Source organism: Labrenzia sp. R5_0, from assembly GCF_017743835.1.
GTDB classification, from domain to species: Bacteria; Pseudomonadota; Alphaproteobacteria; order Rhizobiales; family Stappiaceae; genus Roseibium; species Roseibium algicola.
This window is the reverse complement of the sequence record NZ_JAGHRK010000006.1, coordinates 238,059-258,337: the sequence shown is the minus strand read 5'-3', so window position 1 is coordinate 258,337 and position 20,279 is coordinate 238,059. Positions and strand designations below refer to the sequence as shown.

Sequence of the window (20,279 nt, the reverse complement as noted above, 5' to 3'; positions counted from 1 at the left end):
GCTTCTTCAGATTTTGAAAGGAGGCAGGCTGGCGCTTAGCCGGCTTGCCAGGACGTGATCGCCTTTTCAACGGCATCTGCACCGGCGGTTCCCTTTTCCAGGGTCAGGATGCCGCGCTTGCCGTTTTCGTAAAGCATCGGAATGTCGATCCAGCCGCGTTCACGCAGCAAGGCGAGATTGCGTTGCTGCTCGTTCGGCAAGCTGGAAAGGGCAATCCAGAAAAAGCCCGGAGACACTTTCACGGAAGCGCCGATCAGCGCATCGCCACGAGCTTCTTCCGTAGGCTTCATGACCAGGCCTGGCACGTTGACGACGTCACCCGGAGCGAAGTTTTCCGGGAACTCGTACTTGATCTCGACCAGATGGCTGGCGGGCAAGGAAGTATCGTCATTCGGCTTGATGCGAATGTCGACCTTCACATCCCGCTCGGGGATTTCAATGGAGGCGCTCAGAACCGCGAGAGCCTTGCCGTCCAGATTCGTTTCTTCATCGACACCCCAAACGACAGCGCCTTGCGCAGCCGTTCCGGCACCGCCGGACTCTTCCCCTTCTTCGTAAAGGATAGAGCGCTGCACCGAGGAATCCGTCGCCGTGGCGGACGGAGCCGGTGAAGTTTCGTCAGGCGAAATGGCCGAGAGATTGTCTTCCGGCACCGCAATCGGGCTTTCGGTGGTCGCAGAAGACTGATCGTTTTCTCCGCTCGTCACAATGGACGGCTGGGAAGGTTCGGGCGCAGCGGAAGCTGGTGTATCGACCTGCGGTGTATCGGCCGGCGCGGGCGAATCAGACTGTCCGGTAATCGTCGTCGTGGTTACCGTACGTGCATCCGGGGCAACCACATCCGTCTCGCCTTCGTTCAACAGGCGGTCGGTGTTTTTCGAAGGCTCTTCACCTTCTCCGGCGGGGGCAGCGGTCGAAGGCTCCGGCGTGGTGTCCGGCTGCGTATCGACAGGCGTTTGCGAAGAAGACGCAACCGGCACGTTGCCGCTATCGGCAGTCTCATCGCCCGCAGGCATCAGGAAATAAGCGCCGGCGCCCAGGAGCACCAGCAACAGGACACCCGCAGCAATGACGATCGGAACGGTGCGGCTGCCGGATGAATCACCGCGCAGCGCATCCGAAGCACTCGGCTTGGCGCGCTTGGAGCGGCTTTTCTTGGAGGCCGACTTGTCCTTCGGCTTGGCTGTCTCGTCGCCCGGATAAGCCTGATCGGCGGGATCGGCCGCACCGGCGGTATCTGCAGGCTCGAACAGGCCATCATCTGTCTGTTCCGGCTGCACAGGTCCGCCGAAAGAGGGCTCCTGGCGCACAGGCGCAGCGCCCGGGTCGGCAGCTTCCTTGGCGTGGTGAACAGCCTGGCTGGCCGCGGTGCCAAGCGCTTCGGCCTGTGTCAGGGTTTCCTTCAAGGGCGACGGAGCCGGGGTATCCACCACCGGTGCTGCAGTTGTTTCAGGTTCCTGTGGTGCAGGCGCAGGCGCTTCCGGCGCAGCCTCTGCCACCGGCTCAGCCGGAGGCGGTGTCACGGGCGGCGCGGAAACCTGCGGCGCCGGGGTCGGCGTTTCGACCTTCGGAACAGTGGGGCTGAGACCGAGGCTTTCGCGGGCGGCTTCGGCTTCCACCTTGCGAATGGCTTCTTCCAGACGCAGCTGCTCGGCCGTGATCTCGGACGGCGCCAGCGGCGGCTCATAGGCTTTCAGCTGATTGACGATGGCATTGCGCGCACGGCTGTAAACGCTTCTGCGTGCAGCACCATTGTTTTCAGGTAAAGACGCGATCGTTTTCTTCAGAATTGAATAGTAATCAGCCATCTTCCTGCCTACCGGCCGACTGCAAGGATCTGTTCTGCGGGCCCGAGATTTCGTTTCATTCTCAGGCTTATAGCAAGTTTTTCGAAAACCGGTGCTATTTCTTCAATAACTTCGCCGCGACAGAGAACCTCGCAGTACCCTTTTCCTAACACAGATTGTTTGTTCGGCACACACATGGAACGCCGAAAACGAAAGGTGGTTGCGTGCGGTGATTCGCAGCACGCAACCGCAGTCCTTAATAATGTGCTTCTAACGTCACAGATCTCAATCCTGGAAGGGATTCTGCACAAGAATTGTGTCGTCCCGTTCCGGACTTGTCGACAGAAGAGCGACCGGAGCACCGATCAGTTCTTCGACGTGACGCACATATTTGATCGCCTGCGCCGGCAGATCGGCCCAGGTGCGAGCACCTTCGGTCGATTCCTTCCAGCCCGGCAGGCTTTCGTAAATCGGCTTCACGCGCTCCTGGGCACCCTGCGAAGCCGGCAGATAATCGATGCGCTCGCCGTCCAGTTCGTAGCCGATGCAGATCTTGATTTCATCAAGACCGTCCAGAACATCCAGCTTTGTCAGCGCGATGCCGGTGATGCCCGAGGTGCAGACGGTCTGGCGCACCAGCACAGCGTCGAACCAGCCGCAGCGGCGGCGGCGGCCGGTAACCGTACCGAACTCATGGCCGCGCGTTCCGAGGAACTCGCCGATCTCGTCCTTCAGTTCGGTCGGGAACGGGCCCTCACCGACGCGTGTCGTATAGGCCTTGGTAATACCGAGCACATAGTTGATCGAATTCGGGCCAAGGCCACTGCCTGCCGCAGCCTGGCCGGCGACCGTGTTGGACGACGTCACGAAGGGATAGGTGCCGTGGTCGATGTCGAGCAACGCGCCCTGTGCACCTTCGAAAAGGATACGCTTGCCCTGACGGCGCAGATCGTCCAGCAGGTACCAGACCTTGTCCATGTAGGGCAGGACCTTGTCCGCAACGCTGGCGAGTTCGTCGTAGATCGCCTGTGCGGAAACCTCATCCTGGCCAAGACCCCGGCGCAGCGCATTGTGGTGCGTCAGCAAGCGGTCGATCTTGGCTGGCAGAGTGGCAAGATTCTTCAGGTCCATCAAACGGATAGCGCGGCGGCCAACCTTGTCTTCATACGCCGGTCCGATACCGCGCTTGGTGGTGCCGATGCGCGTTCCGGTGTTGGAATTCTCGCGCAACGCATCAAGCTCGCGGTGCAGAGACAGGATCAGCGTTGCGTTCTCGGCAACACGCAGGCTTTCCGGCGTCACCACGACGCCCTGCTTGCTGAGGCGTTCGACTTCCTCTGCCAGCGCATGCGGATCCAGCACGACGCCGTTGCCGATGACGGACAGCTTGCCTTCGCGTGCAACCCCGGACGGCAGGAGAGACAGCTTGTAGCTGACACCGTCGATGACAAGGGTATGACCGGCATTGTGCCCGCCCTGGAACCTTACGATGACATCGGCTTGTTCCGACAACCAGTCGACAATCTTGCCTTTGCCTTCGTCACCCCATTGCGAACCGACAACAACCACATTCGCCATCTAGACTTTGCTCTCCTGAAGCAGCTTCCGCACCATCCGAAACTTGTCCGGGGCGCCAACACGACAAGCCCCGGCAACCGGACCGGGGCAAACGGCGCGGACTATAGACAGGTTTCCCTGCTCATGCGAGTCTCCGCAGGGAGATTGAGAGCCAAAAGCAGGTTTTTTTGCCAGCTCTCCTGATCGGCCCGGTCACCCCTGTGACAATTGACCAGTCATGACGTGCACCTGAACGGACTTTTCCCGGATTAGACTGCATTTGCGGCAATGTCGCGACGGCAGATTATTTAGCCGGCGGCTCACCTGCATCCGGCTTGTCGTTGCGCGCAAGCCTGAAAATCATCGGCGACGTGCGCAGCAGCCAGACAAAGCGATGCCGCTTGCTTGCGGGAACAGCGTCCCGGCTGACGATCCGCGCGAAGATGAACACAACGAGCGACAGGTGCAGTGTGGCGGTATAGAGGAAGAAGGCCGAGGGGCCGAATTGCTCCATCACCAGTGAGGCAATGAACGGCCCCGCCATGGCGCCCACGCCATAGGCAAGCGTGAGCCCTGCCACCACATCGATGAATTGTCCAGGCTCGGCGTTGTCGTTGGCATGGGCCGCACAAAGAGAATAGAGCGGCAGGGCAAATCCGCCAAACAGGAAGACGCCTGCAAAAAGCTCCAGCCGGGTCGAAGACCCCGAAATGAAGAGACAGGCCAGCCCGGCACCGACGGTAAAGACACCGAGCACGACACGCCGGTCGAGCCGGTCGGACAGCCAGCCTGCGGGATACTGGAAGATCGCCCCGGCAAAGACCCAGATCGCGATGAACGCGGCAACCGTTTCAAGCCCCAGTCCAATTCCTTCCGCATAAACCGGGCCAACCATGCGGAACGCACCGTTGGTGAGGCCGATGGTGAAGACGGCGACAAGGGCGACCGGAGACACGCGCCACAACATGAGCGGATCGAAGAACCGCGCGGGCGGCGCTGCGGGATTGCGCTCACTTGTCAGGGAGATCGGCACCAGCGCGAAACAGAACAGGATGGCCAGAACGATCAGAATATCCGGACCAAGCGGACCGAACGCGGGCAGCATGAACTGGCTGCCCATGACGGCGATCATGTCGACTATCCGGTAGACGGAAAGGATCCGCCCGCGGGACGAATTGGTGGCGATGGAATTGAGCCAGCTTTCCAGAACCATCGTCGTGCCGCAAAAAGCCGCCCCACTCACCAGACGCACGACCATCCAGAGCCAGCCGGCAGGTGTGAAGGCAATCGCCAGAATGGCGATGGCGCTGATTGCAGCCAGCGTGGAAAAGACGCGAATGTGCCCTGCCCGCGCGATCAGAAACGGTGTCAGCAGCACACCGACAATCATGCCGCCGAAATAGCACGACCCCAGCAACCCGATGAGCGCATCGGACATGCCTTCCGATTTGGCACGCACCGAAATCATTGTCACGGAAAGTCCGTTCGCGCCCAGGAGGCAAGCGGCAGCAACCAGCAACGGTGTCAAACGTCCGGCAAGCGATCTGGAATCCGCTGCGGGGGCAACCTGGGTCATGAATGAAGAACTCTTCCGAGCAGCCGAAGAAAACGCGGCCTCGATACTGTTGCCGGAGTGAACCGACTGCGCAAGCCCAGGACCGACGCTTGCACAGACAAAACGGACAGGCGGCCGCAATTCGTCGTCGAATGCATGAAGGCAGCCCGGACAACGCCCACCTTCACCTCACCGGTCTTGGCGGCCCAACGAACAAGGGGCGCCCCAAATCATCACACCCCATCCTTACAAGCGACCAGTCCTCTACTCGCGTTTCGGGTGTTCTTCCTTCCGGTGGGGTGCTACCTGAGAAACATCACTCAATCAGAGATCGTGCAATGCCACTTCGTAACTGGATCATGCTGACCGTCCTTGGCGCCATCTGGGGCGGGTCCTTTTTGTTCGCAAAGGTGGCCGTTGCCGAAATCCCGCCGTTTGTTCTCGTATTCCTGCGTGTTTCCATTGCCTGCACGGTCCTGCTGATGATCCTTTGGCATCGTGGCATGTTGAACCGGCTGGAGAAAAAATATGCCGTGCCGTTTCTGGTCATGGGACTGCTGAACAACGCCATTCCCTTCTCTCTCCTGTTTCTCGGACAGACAGAAATCGGTGCGGGCCTCGCATCCATCCTGAATGCAACGACGCCTGTCTTCACGGTGATCGTGGCTGGTCTGCTGACGAAACAGGAAACGCTTCAGGGCAACAGGATTGCCGGTGTGGTGCTGGGTGTTGCAGGTGTCGCCATCATGTTGTGGAGCAGCCTGTCGGGCCTTGCGAGCGACCCGTTGTGGGCACAGCTTTGCTGCCTGGGTGCCGCGATCTCCTATGCCTGCGCGGCGACCTTCGCCCGCCGCTTCAAGACGCTGCCGCCGCAAGTAACGGCAACGGGTCAGTTGCTCGGCTCGACCACCCTCATGCTGCCGGTCGCTCTTCTGACTGCCGGTAACTGGACCATGGCCGATCCCAGCCTGACGGCCTGGCTCAATGTGCTCGCGCTCGGCGTATTGGCAACCGCCCTTGCCTACCTGATCTATTTCCAGATTCTGGCCGAGGCCGGCGCGACCAACGCTTCGCTGGTCACGCTCCTTGTCCCGGCAAGCGCTCTCTTCTTCGGCTGGCTGATCCTGGGAGAAAATCTGGGTGTGCTTCAGCTTGGCGGATTTGCCGTGCTGCTGGCAGGCCTCGTCGTCCTTGACGGGCGCATCCTCAAAAAGCGCCGCGCGCCGGCAGTCTGATCGGTTCGGGAAAAAAGGAGCCTTCTGCAAAAGGCAGAAGGCTCAAGCGCCAGGAACTTGGGCTGCACCTGACGTACATCCGGAAGGCGCGATTAGGGGCACGCACCCTTTTTGACCGGATAGCGGATCAGCGGGCGTTCCGTCGAACGCCAGCCATTCTAGAAATGCAGAGCCTTGACCTGCTTGACGTGGGAAACGGCCTCCAGCCGTGCCAGAACCTCCGGAGACACGTCGCCATCCACCTCCACAAGGCAGATCGCGTCGTCCCCAGGGGCCAGACGGCCGAGATGGAAGGTCGCGATGTTGACGCCGCTGTTGCCGAGTTCCATCCCGAGGTGTCCGATGAAGCCCGGCTTGTCCTCGTTGGTGATGTAAAGCATCTGCGGGCCGAGCTCGGCCTCCATGTTGATGCCCTTCACCTGGATGATCCGCGGTTTTCCGTCGGCAAAGACCGTGCCTGCGACCGAACGTTCCTGACGCTGGGTGATCACCGTAAGGCGCATGTAGGTCTCGTAGGCGCCGTCTTTTTCGCGACGGATTTCCTCGATCTTCATGCCCCGTTCCTTGGCAAGGATGGGCGCGGAAACCATGTTGACCGTCTGCAGGAGCGGTGTCAGCAGCCCCGTCAAGGCAGCTGCAGTCAGCGCCTGCACGTTCATCTCGGCAACAGCACCGGCATATTCCAGGCGAACCCCTTCGATGCCGGTCTCCGTCAGTTGCCCCGCGAAGGAGCCCAACTGTTCGGCCAAACGCACGAACGGCACCAGCTTGGGCGCTTCCTCGGCAGTAATGGACGGCATATTGAGCGCGTTGCGGACTGCGCCCTGTAGCAGGTAGTCGCACATCTGCTCTGCCACTTGCAGCGCAACGTTTTCCTGGGCTTCCGTGGTGGAAGCACCCAGATGCGGCGTCGAGACGAAGTTCGGCGCGCCGAACAGCAGGTTTTCCTTGGCAGGTTCCTCGACAAAGACGTCGAACGCCGCCCCACCGAGTTTGCCCGCGTCCAGGGCCGCCCGCACTGCCGCCTCATCCGCAAGCCCGCCTCGGGCACAGTTGATCAGATACGCGCCCTTGCGCATCTTCTCGATGGCCTTGGCATCGATGATGTTGCGCGTCTTGTCGGTGAGCGGTGTGTGCAGGGTGATGAAGTCGGACCGGCACAAGAGGCCGTCAAGCTCGACTTTCTCGACACCTAGCGCAACGGCCCTTTCCGGCGTCAGGAAGGGATCGAAGGCGATCACTTTCATCTTCAGGCCGATGGCCCGGTCCGCCACGATAGAGCCGATATTGCCGCAACCGATCAACCCGAGCGTCTTGCCGGTAAGTTCACGGCCCATGAAACGGGATTTCTCCCACTTGCCTGCCTGGGTCGAGGCATCCGCCGCCGGGATCTGGCGCGCAACCGCCATCATCATCGAGATGGCATGTTCGGCAGTGGTGATCGCGTTGCCGAAGGGCGTGTTCATGACGATGATACCGCGCGCGGTCGCCTTGGGAATGTCGACATTGTCGACGCCGATCCCGGCACGGCCGATCACCTTCAGATTTTCAGCCGCTGCGATAATTTTTTCCGTAACCTTGGTGGCCGAACGGATTGCCAGACCATCGTATTTGCCGATGATCTCCAGCAGTTTTTCCTTGTCCTTGCCGACGTCCGGCAGGAAGTCCACGTCGATGCCGCGATCCTTGAAGATCTGCACGGCAGCGTCCGACAGCTTGTCGGAAATCAGTACCTTGGGAGCCATTGGAGCCTCTCCTTGAATACGAGAAACGATCCGGGCAGCGCACCGCCCGGGACTGTTGTCGTGAAGGATGAACAGGCTCAGGCGGCCTGGGGCAGCTTCGCTTTTTCCGACTGGAATGCCCAGTCAAGCCAATGGGTCAAGGCCTGAAGATCGCTCGTCTCGACGGTCGCGCCGGCCCAGATCCGAAGACCGGACGGTGCATCGCGGTAAGCGCCGATGTCATAGGCGATGCCTTCGGCGTCGAGCGTACCTGCAAGAGCCTTGGCAAAAGCGGCCTGCTGGTCTGCAGTGAGCGAAAGAATGCCCGGATCCGTGACCTTGAGGCAGACGGACGTGTTCGACCGTGTTGCCGGGTCAACTGCAAGGAAATCGACCCAGGAGGTCTTTTCCGCCCAGTCGGCAAGCACCTTGAGGTTGGCATCAGCGCGGGCACGCAGGCCAGACAGCCCACCCAGACCGTCGGCCCACTTGAGGGCGTCGATATAGTCCTCGACACAGAGCATGGACGGCGTGTTGATGGTCTCGCCCTTGAAGATGCCCTCGATCAGCTTGCCGCCCTTGGTCATGCGGAAGATCTTCGGCATCGGCCAGGCCGGCGTATAGCTTTCGAGACGCTCGACCGCGCGCGGGCTGAGGATAAGCATGCCATGTGCAGCTTCCCCGCCCAGCACCTTCTGCCAGGAGAAGGTCACGACGTCCAGTTTGTCGAACGCAAGGTCCTGCGCAAAGGCGGCGGAAGTCGCATCGCAGATGGTCAGGCCTTCGCGATCGGCCGGGATCCAGTCGCCGTTGGGAACACGGACGCCGGAAGTGGTGCCGTTCCAGGTGAAAACAACGTCCTTGGAGAAATCGACCGAGGCAAGATCCGGCAGTTCGCCGTAAGGCGCTTCCAGGACCCGGGCATCATCGAGCTTGAGCTGTTTGATGACGTCGGTAACCCAGCCGGAGCCGAAGCTTTCCCATGCGAGCATTTCGACGCCACGTGCACCGAGCAGCGACCAGAGCGCCATCTCGACAGCGCCGGTGTCGGACGCCGGGACGATACCGATCCGATATCCGTCCGGCACGTTCAGCACCTTGCGGGTCAACTCGATGGCTTCGGCAAGTTTGGCCTTGCCGGGCTTGGCCCGGTGAGACCGCCCAAGCGGCGCATCGCCCAAAGCCTCAAGCGACCAGCCGGGACGCTTGGCACAGGGACCAGAAGAAAAATTGGGATTGGCCGGACGCACGTCCGGCTTGGCGGTGAGGTCTGTCATATCTGTCTACCCTCGCAGATAGTTGCCTCTCGTTGGGGAGAGGTGGCCCACCTATGGGGATAGGACCTTCCTGACCTTTGGTCAATTCAAATCACGGGTGAACGGATAAATTCGGTCACACCCCCTCGCCTTCCGGAAGCGTTCTCTCAGACAAGCCACCCGCACCTGAAATCAGGATTGGCGTCGCTTGGCTCAAGAAAACTCAAGGGAAAGTGTGGGCGCAAACAGGAAAAGGCCGGTCGATTGACCGGCCTTTCAAATTCGCTGATCGGAAGATCAGAAGTTGCTGGTGATCGGACCCTGCGGCTCGTAGTAGACCGGGCCGGCTGGAACACGCGCGCCACCACCGAAGTTGTAACGAACACCGAGCCGAATTTCGTGCGCAGTCAGATCGTCCCACTCGACGCGAGTCTCTCCGGTACCCGCATCATGAAGTTTGACAGTCTTGGCATCACCGAGATCGCGATACTGATAACCCGCATCGATTGCCCAGTTGTCGGTCACAGCGTAGGACGCACCGGCCATAAGTGCCCATGCGAAGTTCCATTCACTATGTGATCCGTCATAGTCCGTGCGACCAGTACCACCTGGGTTGATAGAATAGGTGTTGTCGGTAGTCACGTAGGAAGCACCAATACCGGCACCAACATATGGTGTGATGCGGTTCCATGTGCCCAGGTCAACATAACCGTTCAACATGACAGTCCAGACGTCGACATCAGTTGATTCTGTCGAAAAACCACCCGCACAGGTACCGCAAACAGCGTAACCTTTAACATTTGCCGAGGTTTCGTAGTCAATCGTGACATCAGAACGGAAATAGTCGTTGAACTGGTAACCGACACCAACCCCGATCATCCAGGCATCATCCATGGACTCGCGCTGGAATCGCAGGTCTCCGATCACCGGATCGTTAAAACTGCCACTTGGATCGTTGTAGAATTTGTATCCGATATCACCACGCAGGTACCAACCACCAACGGCCGGGACTTCCGGGATGTGCTCGATGACCGGGGTTGGCAAATCCGCGGCATATGCAGCAGTGGAAAGCGCAACAGCAAAGCCGGTCAAAGACAAACGCTTAAAGAAATTGTCCATGTCCTCGTCCTTTTCCAGTGAGCGTCCGCGTTAACCAATGCCGGACACATCAAACTTGAAAGCATACTGACGGGAATTCATTAATTGTGACTTAACTCTGTTCTTTAACCGCGTTTTTTTACCTTAAGGAAACCTTAACAGCCGAAGAAACATCGAAAGATCAGAAACAGGCGTGCAAAATTATCAGGCAGGCCGGGGACATAACTGCCAGAGCCGCTTGTTGTCATCCAGGTCAAATGAAACACGATGCGGATCCGGGAGGCCACCTGTCGCCACGTTTTCATGAACTTGTTAGGACTTCCCGAGAAAGTGGCTTCCAGTCGCCCTGTCCAGAGGCTGTATTCCAGGTGTCATCCGGGGTTCTCCGCGGATAAGGCGCAACAAAAAAGCCGCCTCACATGGGCGGCTTTTCCCGTCACTTGCTGTCTCGCCGATCAGGCCGCGGTTGTTGCCACCACGCCGGCGATATCATTGACCACCTGCTTGACCAGCTCCGCATCGTCGCCTTCCGCCATCACGCGGATCAACGGTTCGGTGCCGGAAGCTCGAATCACGAGCCGGCCGGAATTGCCAAGGCGGGCCTCGCCATCCTCGATCGCGGATTTGACCAGATCCTGCTCAAGCGGCTTGCCGCCCTTGTAGCGCACATTCTTGAGGATCTGCGGTACGGGCTCGAACCTGCGGCAGACTTCCGACACGGGCTTGTCCTGATCCTTGACGCACGCAAGAACCTGCAGGCCCGCGATCAGGCCGTCGCCGGTCGTGGCAAAATCGGACAGGACGATATGGCCGGACTGCTCACCGCCGACATTGTAGCCGTTGGCACGCATATGTTCGACCACATAGCGGTCGCCGACCTTGGTCCGGGCAAGGCCCAGCCCGAGGCTCTGAAGGTATCGCTCCAGCCCGAGATTGGACATGACCGTCGCCACGATCCCGGGCGCGGACAGGCGGTTGCTTTGCTGCCAGGACTGCGCCACCACGGCCATCAGCTGGTCGCCATCCACCACCGAGCCGTTTTCATCGACGATGATGACCCGGTCCGCATCCCCATCGAGCGCGATGCCGATGTCGGCGCGTACTTCATGCACCTTGCGGGACAAGGCATCGGTCGACGTCGAGCCACATTCCTTGTTGATGTTGAAGCCATCCGGCGTGACACCCATGGTGATCACATCCGCACCCAGCTCCCACAACGCCTCGGGCGCGACCTTGTAGGCAGCCCCGTTGGCGCAATCGATCACGACGCGCAGACCTTCCAGGCTCATTTCCCTTGGCAGCGTCCGCTTGGCAAATTCGATGTAGCGCTGCTGCGCACCGTCGATCCGCTTTGCACGGCCTAGCTCGCTGGCGCTCGGCAGACGGGATGTCAGATCGCTTTCCATCAGCTCTTCGATCGTCTTTTCGATCTGGTCGCTGAGCTTGAAGCCATCCGGGCCGAAGAACTTGATGCCGTTGTCCTGGAACGGATTGTGCGAGGCAGAGATCATCACACCGAGATCGGTTCTGAGCGAGCGTGTCAGCATCGCGACCGCGGGCGTCGGCAGCGGGCCCAGCAGGAACACATCCATGCCGACCGAAGTGAAGCCTGCCACGAGGGCGTTTTCCAGCATGTAGCCGGAAAGGCGGGTGTCCTTGCCGATAACCACCCGGTGGCGGTGTCCGCCGTTCTTGAAAGCCAACCCGGCGGCCATGCCAACCTTCAGCGCCATCTCGGCGGTCATGGGATAGCTGTTCGCCTGACCGCGGATGCCGTCGGTGCCGAAAAACTTGCGCATCAAATATGCCTTGCTGATCTATCTGTCTTGGTTGCGCTCTTTGTAACGCAATCAGCCGAAGTCACGATTCAAAATATGTGAGCAATTGTTACCATTCCCTGATGGCTGGCAACCCTGTTCTTTCACCGCAAACGAAGATGCCCGGCGCAGGCCGGGCATCTGGGTTGTTCAGAATATCGGAACCGATCAGGACTGCGGCTGCGGCTCCATGCCACCGCTGGCCTCGTCGCCGCCACGCTTGGCACCAGCGGTCGGTACCGCGGACGACCGGCCGACCGGCTGGTCGTCGTCCGTGTCGCGCACCGGCGGCTTGCCATCGAGCAGGCCCTTGATCTCGTCACCCGACAGGGTTTCGTACTCCAGGAGACCCTTGGCGATCGTATGCAACTGGTCTTCGTGGTCGCCCAGGATCTTCTTGGCGGTTTCATAGCCCTGGTTGACGAAGGACTTGATTTCCGCATCGACGATCTTCTGGGTTTCGTCGGAAACGTGCTGGTTCTTTGCCACGGAGTGTCCCAGGAACACTTCTTCCTGGTTTTCCCCGTAAAGCAGCGGACCGAGCTTGTCGGACATGCCGAACTGGGTCGCCATCGCGCGGGCCAGCTTGGTAGCCATCTGGATGTCGCCGGACGCGCCCGAAGTCACTTTCTCGTAGCCGAAGATCATTTCTTCGGCGACGCGGCCACCCATGGCAACGGCAAGGTCGGCCTTGCACTTGGCGCGGGTAAGCGACACCTGGTCCTTCTCCGGCAGGCGCATGACCATGCCAAGCGCACGTCCACGCGGAATGATGGTCGCCTTGTGGATCGGATCGGAAGCTTCCTGGTGCAGAGCCACCAGCGCGTGACCGGCTTCGTGATAGGCGGTCAGCTTCTTTTCTTCCTCGGTCATCACCAGCGTGCGGCGTTCCGCACCCATCATGACCTTGTCCTTGGCGTCTTCGAACTCTGCCATGGTCACCAGGCGCTTGGAGCGGCGGGCAGCCAGAAGCGCGGCTTCGTTGACAAGGTTCATCAGGTCCGCACCGGAGAAGCCCGGCGTACCGCGTGCCAGCGTCTTGACGTCGACATCCGGGGCCAGCGGAACTTTCCGCATGTGCACTTTCAGGATCTTTTCGCGGCCGGTGATATCCGGGTTCGGCACCACGATCTGGCGGTCGAAACGGCCCGGGCGCAGCAGCGCCGGGTCCAGAACGTCCGGCCGGTTGGTCGCGGCGATGATGATGATGCCTTCGTTCGGCTCGAAACCGTCCATCTCGACCAGCAGCTGGTTGAGCGTCTGTTCGCGCTCGTCGTTACCGCCGCCGAGACCGGCGCCACGATGACGACCGACCGCGTCGATTTCGTCGATGAAGATGATGCACGGAGCATTCTTCTTGGCCTGTTCGAACATGTCGCGGACGCGGGACGCACCCACACCGACGAACATTTCCACGAAGTCGGAACCGGAAATGGTGAAGAACGGAACGTTGGCTTCACCGGCAACCGCACGCGCGGTCAGCGTCTTACCGGTACCCGGAGGGCCAACCAGCAGAACACCGCGCGGGATCCGGCCACCAAGACGCTGGAACTTCTGCGGGTCGCGCAGAAACTCGACGATTTCCTGAAGGTCTTCCTTGGCTTCGTCGATACCGGCCACGTCTTCGAAGGTTACCCGGCCGTGTGCCTCGGTCAGCAGCTTCGCCTTGGACTTGCCGAAGCCCATGGCCTTGCCGCCGGAGCCCTGCATCTGGCGCATGACGAAAATCCAGATACCCAGGATGATCAGCATCGGCAGCCATGAGAACAGCGCACCAAGCAACGGAGAGCTTTCCGCCGGCGGGCGGGCATTGATCAAGACGCCTTTGCTGCGCAGCTCATCGACATATTGCGCGCCATCAGGAGCGTAGGTCTGGAAGGCACTGCCACTGCTGTAGGTACCGGTGATCTTCTGTTCCTGAATGATGACCGATCGGATCTCGCCGTTGTCGACCTGCTTCATGAAGTCCGAATAAGCAATGTCATTCGTTGCGCCATGCTGCGCGGGACTTTGAAAAAGCTGGAACAATGCGATCAATAGCAGGGCGATGATCACCCAGAGAGCGAAGTTGCGAAAATGTGCGTTCATTTCGTTTCCTTAACCGCCCAACGCGACTAACTGCACGCGGTTACGTTTCTTTAGAGCGAAGATAGGTCGCCCAAAGCCCGCTGCCAAGGCGGTGCGCCATAGTTGCGCAGATGCGCTGACTATTTTCTTAAGCACGGACCTCTAACAGATGTTCCAGATGGGGAAAACCTCAGATTTCCTCGTCTGCGTCCTCATTGTCCATAAAGTTATCCGGCAATTTACCTTGGATCGGCATTCGCTCCAAATTCAAATCTGCGCTGCTGCAGGAATTGCCAATGGTCAAAACAGCCGTTGCGGAAGCCGGGGTCAGGATCTCCCCTGCCCGCCACAGGACCGGCGCGCAGTCGAAGGCGGCCTTGGGCCAGCCCGCCGGCCAGTCGATTTCCCGGGACGCTACAGGCGCGTTCATCAGCGGCCCCAGACACAAGGGGGCATTACTCTCGCCAACAGGACCTGTGGGGACCCGGTAAAGGAAGCGGCCATCCCATGTGCCGGTTCCAGCAAGACCCGTGAGAATGCCCGGCGGCTCGCGCCCCGGCTCCTTCCACACTCTGATGACGCTTGCGTCTGCGTCGAAAACCGATCCTTGAAAGGTCTGACGGTTCGCCTCACCGGACATCAGCACCCCGTCCAGAGCCTGAAGCCTGGCAAGTCTTGGTCGGGAATTCTTGCCCGAGACACGCGCCATCAGATAGACGAGCAGCCGGAAACGGAGTTCTTCCGGCTGCTCGCGGTAGGCTTCACGCTCCAGGCGCGCGGGTCCTGCCGGGTGTTCGGTGATCAGCCGAGCGACCAGGTCATCGGCGGTCCGTTCCAGGGCTTCTCGCGCCCGGCGGATATTGGCAGCGGTCTGCGCAAGACGCTCTGCGCTCAATCCCTCCTCGGTCAACAGCGACAAGATGGCGCGGAGCCGGCTGCGCTTGTATTTCGGGTTCCGGTTCGAAGGATCCGTGCACCAGGAACGGCCGCGCTCTTCAAGCGTTGCCTCGAGGTCGGATTTCGAAACACTCAGGAGCGGACGCAGCAGGCGCAGACCTTCCGGACCGCAGTCTTCGTCAGCCGCCATCCCGCTGAGACCGGTAACGCCGCTCCCCCGGGTCAGACGGTCCAGAAAAGTTTCCGCCTGATCGTCAAGGTGATGACCAAGAACAAGCGCCTCCGCGCCGATGTCCCGCATACGCGCTGCCATCAACCGGTAACGGGCAATGCGTGCCGCTTCCTGGAGGTTTGCAGCCGGTTTGGTGCCGGTCCAGCGCAACACCGTGCAGGCAAGGCCGCACGCGCGCGCACTCGTCGCAACGAATTCCGCCTCCTGACCACTTTCGGGCCGGAGTTGATGATCGACACACAGCACTTCGGCAGCACCCTGCCAGCCGGTGCGTTTGCGCCATTCATCGAAAAGGACAAGAAGACAAAGGGAATCCGAGCCGCCGGACACTGCCAGCGCCAGATTGGAAAAAGAGCTTAGCTTTGAAAAAAGAGCATCGACGCGATCGGCCGGGAGCCTCTCGGGCTCAACCGGCCCGTCAGGAGCACTGGGCACGACGGCGTTCATCCCGCGCCTGGGACAAAACGGCTGGAGCGGCATTCGGATATTTGTTCAGCAGTTCGGAAAACGTTGCGCAGGCCGCATCCGCTTCGCCGAGACCACGCAGCGAGACACCCAGCTTGAGCAGGCTGTCGGGGCTCTTGGCGTTGCCGGGATGGTCCGTGTAGGTCTTCAGGAAAGCATCGGCTGCCTCGCGGTAGTTCTGCTGCGCCAGCAGGCTTTCGCCCAGCCAGTATTGAGCGTTCGCTGCCTGTGCATCGTCGGGATAGGTTTCCAGAAAATTCCGGAACCCGCGCTCGGCCCCCGCGTAATCGCCATTGACCGCCAGGGAATAAGCCTGATTGTAGTCAGAGCTCGGGTCGCCGCTGCCGATGACGCTGGCAATCTGGTCATCGTCGGTGGCAAGACCGGGATCGGGCGCGATTTCCTGACCGGTGCCGGGCAGGTTTTCAAGCCCGTTGGCCAGCCGCGAAAGGTCGATCGGACCGTCGCTCGGCAAACCGCTTTCATAGCCGCCGGACTGATCCCAGTTGCCGTCTCCAGATCCGTCCGTAGGAAGGGTCGCAAAACCTCCACCCGGCGCGATAAGGTTGCCCGACTGCGGAGTACCGTCCGGGCCTAGGCCCGGAGCGGTCGATCCTGGAGCGACATCCGAGCGCTTGCCCGGGGTGCCGCCTTCCAGCTGCTGGAAGCGGTATTCATTGTCTTCCTGCATGCGGCGCATCTGATCCTGCAATTCCCGCATCTGATAGGACAACTGTTCGATCTGACCGGTCAAAACCCGGATCCGTTCCTCAAGCTGACCGATCCTTACGCTGGAATCGTCATTCTTGCGTCCGAACAGCTGGGCTTGCGACGGTGTGGCAGTGGCGAAGGTGATGACCAACGCCATGATGAGACCTGCCAGTCCCTTTAGTTTCAGCATTCGCTCCTCCGGTTGGATTTGCTGTACCAGTGTCTGGCCGTGGTCCGACAAACGCCAATACTCAAGCAGATCCACGCGCATGATGTCTTACCATGCCCGGCTTCTTACTCAAGTGCACAGAGCGCTTCGACTTCGGCCAAATTTTGACGTTACCGGCTGACATTGAAGTGATTTCGTCATTTCCCGCCAGCCCAACAAAAAAGGCCGGGCAAGCTGCCCGGCCTTTTTGTTCGGCATTTGCCGGATCAGTTGGTCGCGTTGTTCAGGACCGTCACCGCACGGCGGTTCTGCGACCAGCAGCTGTTGTCGTTACAGACAGCAACAGGCCGTTCCTTGCCGTAGGAAATCGTCCGGACTCGCGAGGCGTTCACGCCCTGCGCCACCAGATAGTCACGTGCGGACTGGGCACGGCGTGCTCCCAGCGCGATGTTGTACTGACGCGTGCCGCGTTCATCCGCATGCCCCTCGATCGTGATCGTGTACTGGGGATAGCGGTTCAGCCACTTGGCCTGATTGGCAAGGGTTGCCTGACCCTGCGATGTCACCACCGACTGGTCTTCTTCGAAGAACACGCGGTCACCCACGTTCACGACGAAGTCCTGGCCCGTGCCCGGCTTCACATTGCTCGACAGCCCGTCCGGTTTGTTCTGGGCACATGCTGCTGCGAACAGAACCACGAAGCAGACTGCAATCCAGCGCGCGCCCCGTCCGGCGTTTAAACTCTTGAACATTCCTGTCTCCTACACCCCAGCCCGCCAACCTGACATTTCATCCGTCCGGTTCTTGGTAAACGCTTTCTAGCCAAAACCGGTAAAAAACGCCTTTTCAAACATGGTTAGCGAAAGCTTAACACGGCCTGCCTTCACAGGCCGCATGTCTCCATCAGTCGATCAGCGGCGACCAGGAGGGATCCGACGCGAAGGCCGGGGTCTCCACCCGCTGTTCGTTGTATCCTGTCAGGTCTACGGTCCAGACCTGCGGCCCGCCATTGGCGCCCGGCGTATCCCGGAAAAACACCAGCACACGGCCATTCGGCGACCAGGCCGGACCTTCGTTGTGATAGCCCTCGGTCAGGATACGCTCACCCTTTCCGTCCGGTCGCATGACGCCGATCATGAATCGGCCCTGGTGCTGCTTGGTAAAGGCGATCAGGTCTCCACGCGGCGACCATACCGGCGTGGAATACCGGCCAGGCCCGAAGGAAATACGCTGCGCACCACCGCCGCCTGCGCTCATCACATAAAGTTGTTGTGTGCCGCCGCGGTCGGATTCGAACACGATCTGGCGTCCGTCCGGTGAGAACGACGGGCTCGTGTCGATGGCTGCGTCGTTCGTCAGACGCGTCGTCTGACGAGAGCGCAGGTCCATCTTGAAGATGTTGGCATTGCCACCCTGCTGCAGGCTCATCACCACGCTCTGGCCATCGGGCGAGAACCGCGGGGCAAAGGTCATGCCCGGGAAGTTGCCGACGATTTCGCGCTGACCCGTTTCAATATTCAGCAGATAAACACTCGGATCGGCGCCGCCATAGGACATGTAGGTGACTTCCTGGCTCGTCGGCGAGAACCGCGGTGTCAGCACCAGATCGTCGCCGCGCGTCAGGTAACGCACGTTTGCGCCGTCCTGATCCATGATCGCCAGGCGCTTGACGCGCTTGTCCTTCGGGCCGGTTTCATCGACATAGACGATCCGGGTGTCGAAGTAGCCCTTTTCGCCGGTCAGCCGCTCATAGATCGCGTCAGCGATGATATGCGCCAGACGCCGCCAGTTTTCAGGTGTCGTATAGAACTGCTGGCCCAGCATCTGCTCTGACGCGAAAACGTCCCACAGACGAAACTCCGCCCGCAGACGACCATCCGGCTGCTTGATCACCGTACCGGTGACAAGCGCCTGGGCACTGATCTGACGCCAGTCGCCGAAACGCGGCGTGGAATTCACGCTCATGTTCTTCTGAATGAAGCTGGCCGGGTCAAGCGGCCGGAACAGGCCGGATCGTTTCAGGTCGGCGGCAATGACGTTGGTCATGTCCGCGGCCAGCTTGCCGTCTCCGCCTTCGGCGGAAAACGACGGCAGTGCGATCGGCAAGGGCTCGATGTTGCCCTGGGTAATATCGATTTCAACAAGCGCTGCCGCCGGCAGCGGAGCAATCACCACAAAAGAAGCGAGAACAAATGCGAGCCCTCTGGCTTTCCGGCTTGTGAAAACAGAAAGTTTTTTCAGTATTCCGCGCATGAGCACAACAGCTCCCTTATGGACGTTTGAACTGGCCGGGCCAGTCTATCCCCCGAGCATCTCTCTGGGGTCGAAATTGATGATGACTTCCTGCCAAGCTTCATACTTGGAAATTGGCAGATTGTATGGCTGGCAGCGCATGATCGCGCGCACGGCACTGCTTGAGGCTGCTCCGAACGCCGGATTGCCGCTGGAATTCATGACTTCCGGCTGGCCCGAAACCTGACCGTCCTGGGACAGGTTGAAACGGACACGAACCTTCAGGTCTTCCGCACCGACGGCGCCCACCGGCGGGTTCCAGCATTGCGCCACCATTCCGCGCAGCGCATCCAGCTCGGACTGGCTCATACGCACGTTCTGCTCCCCGCGCCGGGAACCGAGAGAGGCCGGGTTCTGGCTGGTTTCGCCGGTCTGTTTGGCCGGCTCGACCTTGTTCAGAAGCGCAGCGATATCGGTGCTGTCGAAATTATCCTTCGGCGGCTCGGGCGCATTCCTCGGCGGCGTCGGCTTGGAGCGCGGCGAAACCTTGGTCACGATCGGCTGGGGCGCAGGCGCGGCCTCCTGCTGCGGCACAGGCTCCGGCGCCGGGGCAGGATCCGGTGCAGGCGCAGGTTCGGCCACCGGCGCTGGTTCGGGCGCAGGCGCCGGAGCCGGTTCCGGATCCGCAACGGGCGTTGGTTCCGGTGCCGGAGGAGGCGTCGGAGACGGCGAAGGTGTCGGCTGCGTCGGCTGCTCAACCTTGCTTTCGCCCGGTTTATCGGCCGGTTTCGGAGGTTCCTCGGCCGGGGTATCGCTTGGGTTCACCGCCGCGACGTCCCGGACTTCGGCGGTCTTTTCGCCGACCCGAAGCCTGGTGATTTCCTCGATGGGCACCAGTTCGACAGGCAGAGAATCCACCTGCGGAACCGCAAAGCTCTCAGCGTCCGGAAAGGCGATCAAGCCCCAGAGCAGGAAAGCCGAGTGACCGGCCAGAGACGCGATGAGACCTGCGCGCATGACGCGTTACGAGTCCCGTTCTTCCAGAGTGACAAGACCGAGGCGTTTAAACCCGGCCGCGCTGATGCGGCCCATCAGCTTCATCATGGTGCCGTAGTCGGCATCCTGATCGCCGCGCACGTAGATACGTTCCTCGTAACCATTGGCGGCAATGGCTTCGAGCTTTGGCACGATCTCCTCGATCGTGATCGGGGTATCCTGGATGAAGATTTCACCAGCCGCGTTCACCGAGATGGTTATCGGCTCGGTATCGCCTTCCAGGGCCTTGGCGCTGGTCTCCGGCAGATCGATCGGCACACCGACCGTCAAGAGCGGAGCAGCCACCATGAAGATGATCAGGAGCACCAGCATCACGTCGACCATCGGCGTGACGTTGATTTCGCTCATGGGTGCGTGGCGACGCCTGCGCCGCCCGCGCCGTCCGCTTCCTGCCTGACCTGAACCGACCTGCATGGCCATG

The 20,279-nt window shown here is 60.4% G+C and carries 15 protein-coding genes; 1 reads left to right on the top strand and 14 read right to left on the bottom strand.

From position 1 onward, the window contains the following. Positions 1-35: 35 nt before the first annotated feature. From J7447_RS26460 to J7447_RS26450, 3 genes are all read right to left on the bottom strand, one after another. A complete protein-coding gene (locus tag J7447_RS26460; protein WP_209171441.1) occupies positions 36-1,808 on the bottom strand; it encodes a hypothetical protein in 1,773 nt (590 codons plus the stop codon). 264 nt (positions 1,809-2,072) lie between these two features. After that, positions 2,073-3,365 carry an adenylosuccinate synthase gene (locus J7447_RS26455; RefSeq protein WP_023003427.1) on the bottom strand — a complete coding sequence of 431 codons (1,293 nt, stop codon included), beginning with the start codon at positions 3,363-3,365 and terminating at the stop codon, positions 2,073-2,075. A gap of 283 nt (positions 3,366-3,648) precedes the next feature. Continuing rightward, the gene (locus J7447_RS26450) at positions 3,649-4,920 is read right to left on the bottom strand and encodes an MFS transporter (RefSeq protein ID WP_077291776.1); all 1,272 of its coding nucleotides are present in this window, start codon (positions 4,918-4,920) and stop codon (positions 3,649-3,651) included. Between the two features lie 317 nt (positions 4,921-5,237). On the opposite strand from J7447_RS26450, the gene J7447_RS26445 reads away from it, so the two are divergent. Beyond that, positions 5,238-6,134, top strand: coding sequence for a DMT family transporter (locus tag J7447_RS26445; protein WP_031270514.1), 897 nt, complete (start codon positions 5,238-5,240; stop codon positions 6,132-6,134). A gap of 158 nt (positions 6,135-6,292) precedes the next feature. Here J7447_RS26445 and serA read toward each other — a convergent pair whose 3' ends face one another. The 11 genes from serA to tolR form a co-directional block, all read right to left on the bottom strand. Continuing rightward, the gene (serA, locus tag J7447_RS26440; RefSeq protein WP_023003430.1) at positions 6,293-7,879 is read right to left on the bottom strand and encodes a phosphoglycerate dehydrogenase; all 1,587 of its coding nucleotides are present in this window, start codon (positions 7,877-7,879) and stop codon (positions 6,293-6,295) included. Between the two features lie 77 nt (positions 7,880-7,956). After that, on the bottom strand, positions 7,957-9,135 hold the full coding sequence (locus J7447_RS26435) for a phosphoserine transaminase (protein ID WP_023003431.1): 1,179 nt from the start codon (positions 9,133-9,135) through the stop codon (positions 7,957-7,959). Positions 9,136-9,411: 276 nt separating this feature from the next. Next, positions 9,412-10,233: an outer membrane protein gene (locus J7447_RS26430; RefSeq protein ID WP_031270517.1), complete on the bottom strand. Its 822-nt coding sequence runs from the start codon at positions 10,231-10,233 to the stop codon at positions 9,412-9,414. A gap of 434 nt (positions 10,234-10,667) precedes the next feature. Continuing rightward, positions 10,668-12,011 (bottom strand): phosphoglucosamine mutase, encoded by a 1,344-nt coding sequence (gene glmM / locus J7447_RS26425; RefSeq protein ID WP_023003434.1) that lies wholly within the window; start codon positions 12,009-12,011, stop codon positions 10,668-10,670. A 186-nt stretch (positions 12,012-12,197) separates the two neighbouring features. After that, positions 12,198-14,117, bottom strand: coding sequence for an ATP-dependent zinc metalloprotease FtsH (gene ftsH / locus J7447_RS26420; RefSeq protein ID WP_023003435.1), 1,920 nt, complete (start codon positions 14,115-14,117; stop codon positions 12,198-12,200). 169 nt (positions 14,118-14,286) lie between these two features. Next, entirely contained in the window at positions 14,287-15,555 is a 1,269-nt protein-coding gene (tilS, locus tag J7447_RS26415) for a tRNA lysidine(34) synthetase TilS (RefSeq protein WP_209171440.1), read from the bottom strand. A gap of 88 nt (positions 15,556-15,643) precedes the next feature. Next, a complete protein-coding gene (ybgF, locus tag J7447_RS26410; RefSeq protein WP_031270520.1) occupies positions 15,644-16,591 on the bottom strand; it encodes a tol-pal system protein YbgF in 948 nt (315 codons plus the stop codon). Positions 16,592-16,836: 245 nt separating this feature from the next. After that, a complete protein-coding gene (pal, locus tag J7447_RS26405) occupies positions 16,837-17,322 on the bottom strand; it encodes a peptidoglycan-associated lipoprotein Pal (RefSeq protein ID WP_023003438.1) in 486 nt (161 codons plus the stop codon). A gap of 151 nt (positions 17,323-17,473) precedes the next feature. Continuing rightward, positions 17,474-18,823, bottom strand: coding sequence for a Tol-Pal system beta propeller repeat protein TolB (gene tolB, locus J7447_RS26400; RefSeq protein WP_023003439.1), 1,350 nt, complete (start codon positions 18,821-18,823; stop codon positions 17,474-17,476). 45 nt (positions 18,824-18,868) lie between these two features. Further along, on the bottom strand, positions 18,869-19,819 hold the full coding sequence (locus tag J7447_RS26395) for a cell envelope integrity protein TolA (protein WP_023003440.1): 951 nt from the start codon (positions 19,817-19,819) through the stop codon (positions 18,869-18,871). A gap of 6 nt (positions 19,820-19,825) precedes the next feature. Further along, positions 19,826-20,278: a protein TolR gene (gene tolR / locus J7447_RS26390; protein ID WP_023003441.1), complete on the bottom strand. Its 453-nt coding sequence runs from the start codon at positions 20,276-20,278 to the stop codon at positions 19,826-19,828. Position 20,279 lies beyond the last annotated feature (1 nt).

Excerpts from the sequence above, each read along its gene's own strand:
- ybgF (WP_031270520.1), bottom strand. The coding sequence starts at position 16,591 with ATGCTGAAACTAAAGGGACTGGCAGGTCTCATCATGGCGTTGGTCATC.
- J7447_RS26455 (WP_023003427.1), bottom strand. The coding sequence starts at position 3,365 with ATGGCGAATGTGGTTGTTGTCGGTTCGCAATGGGGTGACGAAGGCAAA.
- glmM (WP_023003434.1), bottom strand. The coding sequence starts at position 12,011 with ATGCGCAAGTTTTTCGGCACCGACGGCATCCGCGGTCAGGCGAACAGC.
- J7447_RS26460 (WP_209171441.1), bottom strand. The coding sequence starts at position 1,808 with ATGGCTGATTACTATTCAATTCTGAAGAAAACGATCGCGTCTTTACCT.
- ftsH (WP_023003435.1), bottom strand. The coding sequence starts at position 14,117 with ATGAACGCACATTTTCGCAACTTCGCTCTCTGGGTGATCATCGCCCTG.
- J7447_RS26435 (WP_023003431.1), bottom strand. The coding sequence starts at position 9,135 with ATGACAGACCTCACCGCCAAGCCGGACGTGCGTCCGGCCAATCCCAAT.
- J7447_RS26450 (WP_077291776.1), bottom strand. The coding sequence starts at position 4,920 with ATGACCCAGGTTGCCCCCGCAGCGGATTCCAGATCGCTTGCCGGACGT.
- J7447_RS26395 (WP_023003440.1), bottom strand. The coding sequence starts at position 19,819 with ATGCGCGCAGGTCTCATCGCGTCTCTGGCCGGTCACTCGGCTTTCCTG.
- serA (WP_023003430.1), bottom strand. The coding sequence starts at position 7,879 with ATGGCTCCCAAGGTACTGATTTCCGACAAGCTGTCGGACGCTGCCGTG.
- tolB (WP_023003439.1), bottom strand. The coding sequence starts at position 18,823 with ATGCGCGGAATACTGAAAAAACTTTCTGTTTTCACAAGCCGGAAAGCC.
- tolR (WP_023003441.1), bottom strand. The coding sequence starts at position 20,278 with ATGGCCATGCAGGTCGGTTCAGGTCAGGCAGGAAGCGGACGGCGCGGG.
- J7447_RS26445 (WP_031270514.1), top strand. The coding sequence starts at position 5,238 with ATGCCACTTCGTAACTGGATCATGCTGACCGTCCTTGGCGCCATCTGG.
- pal (WP_023003438.1), bottom strand. The coding sequence starts at position 17,322 with ATGTTCAAGAGTTTAAACGCCGGACGGGGCGCGCGCTGGATTGCAGTC.
- J7447_RS26430 (WP_031270517.1), bottom strand. The coding sequence starts at position 10,233 with ATGGACAATTTCTTTAAGCGTTTGTCTTTGACCGGCTTTGCTGTTGCG.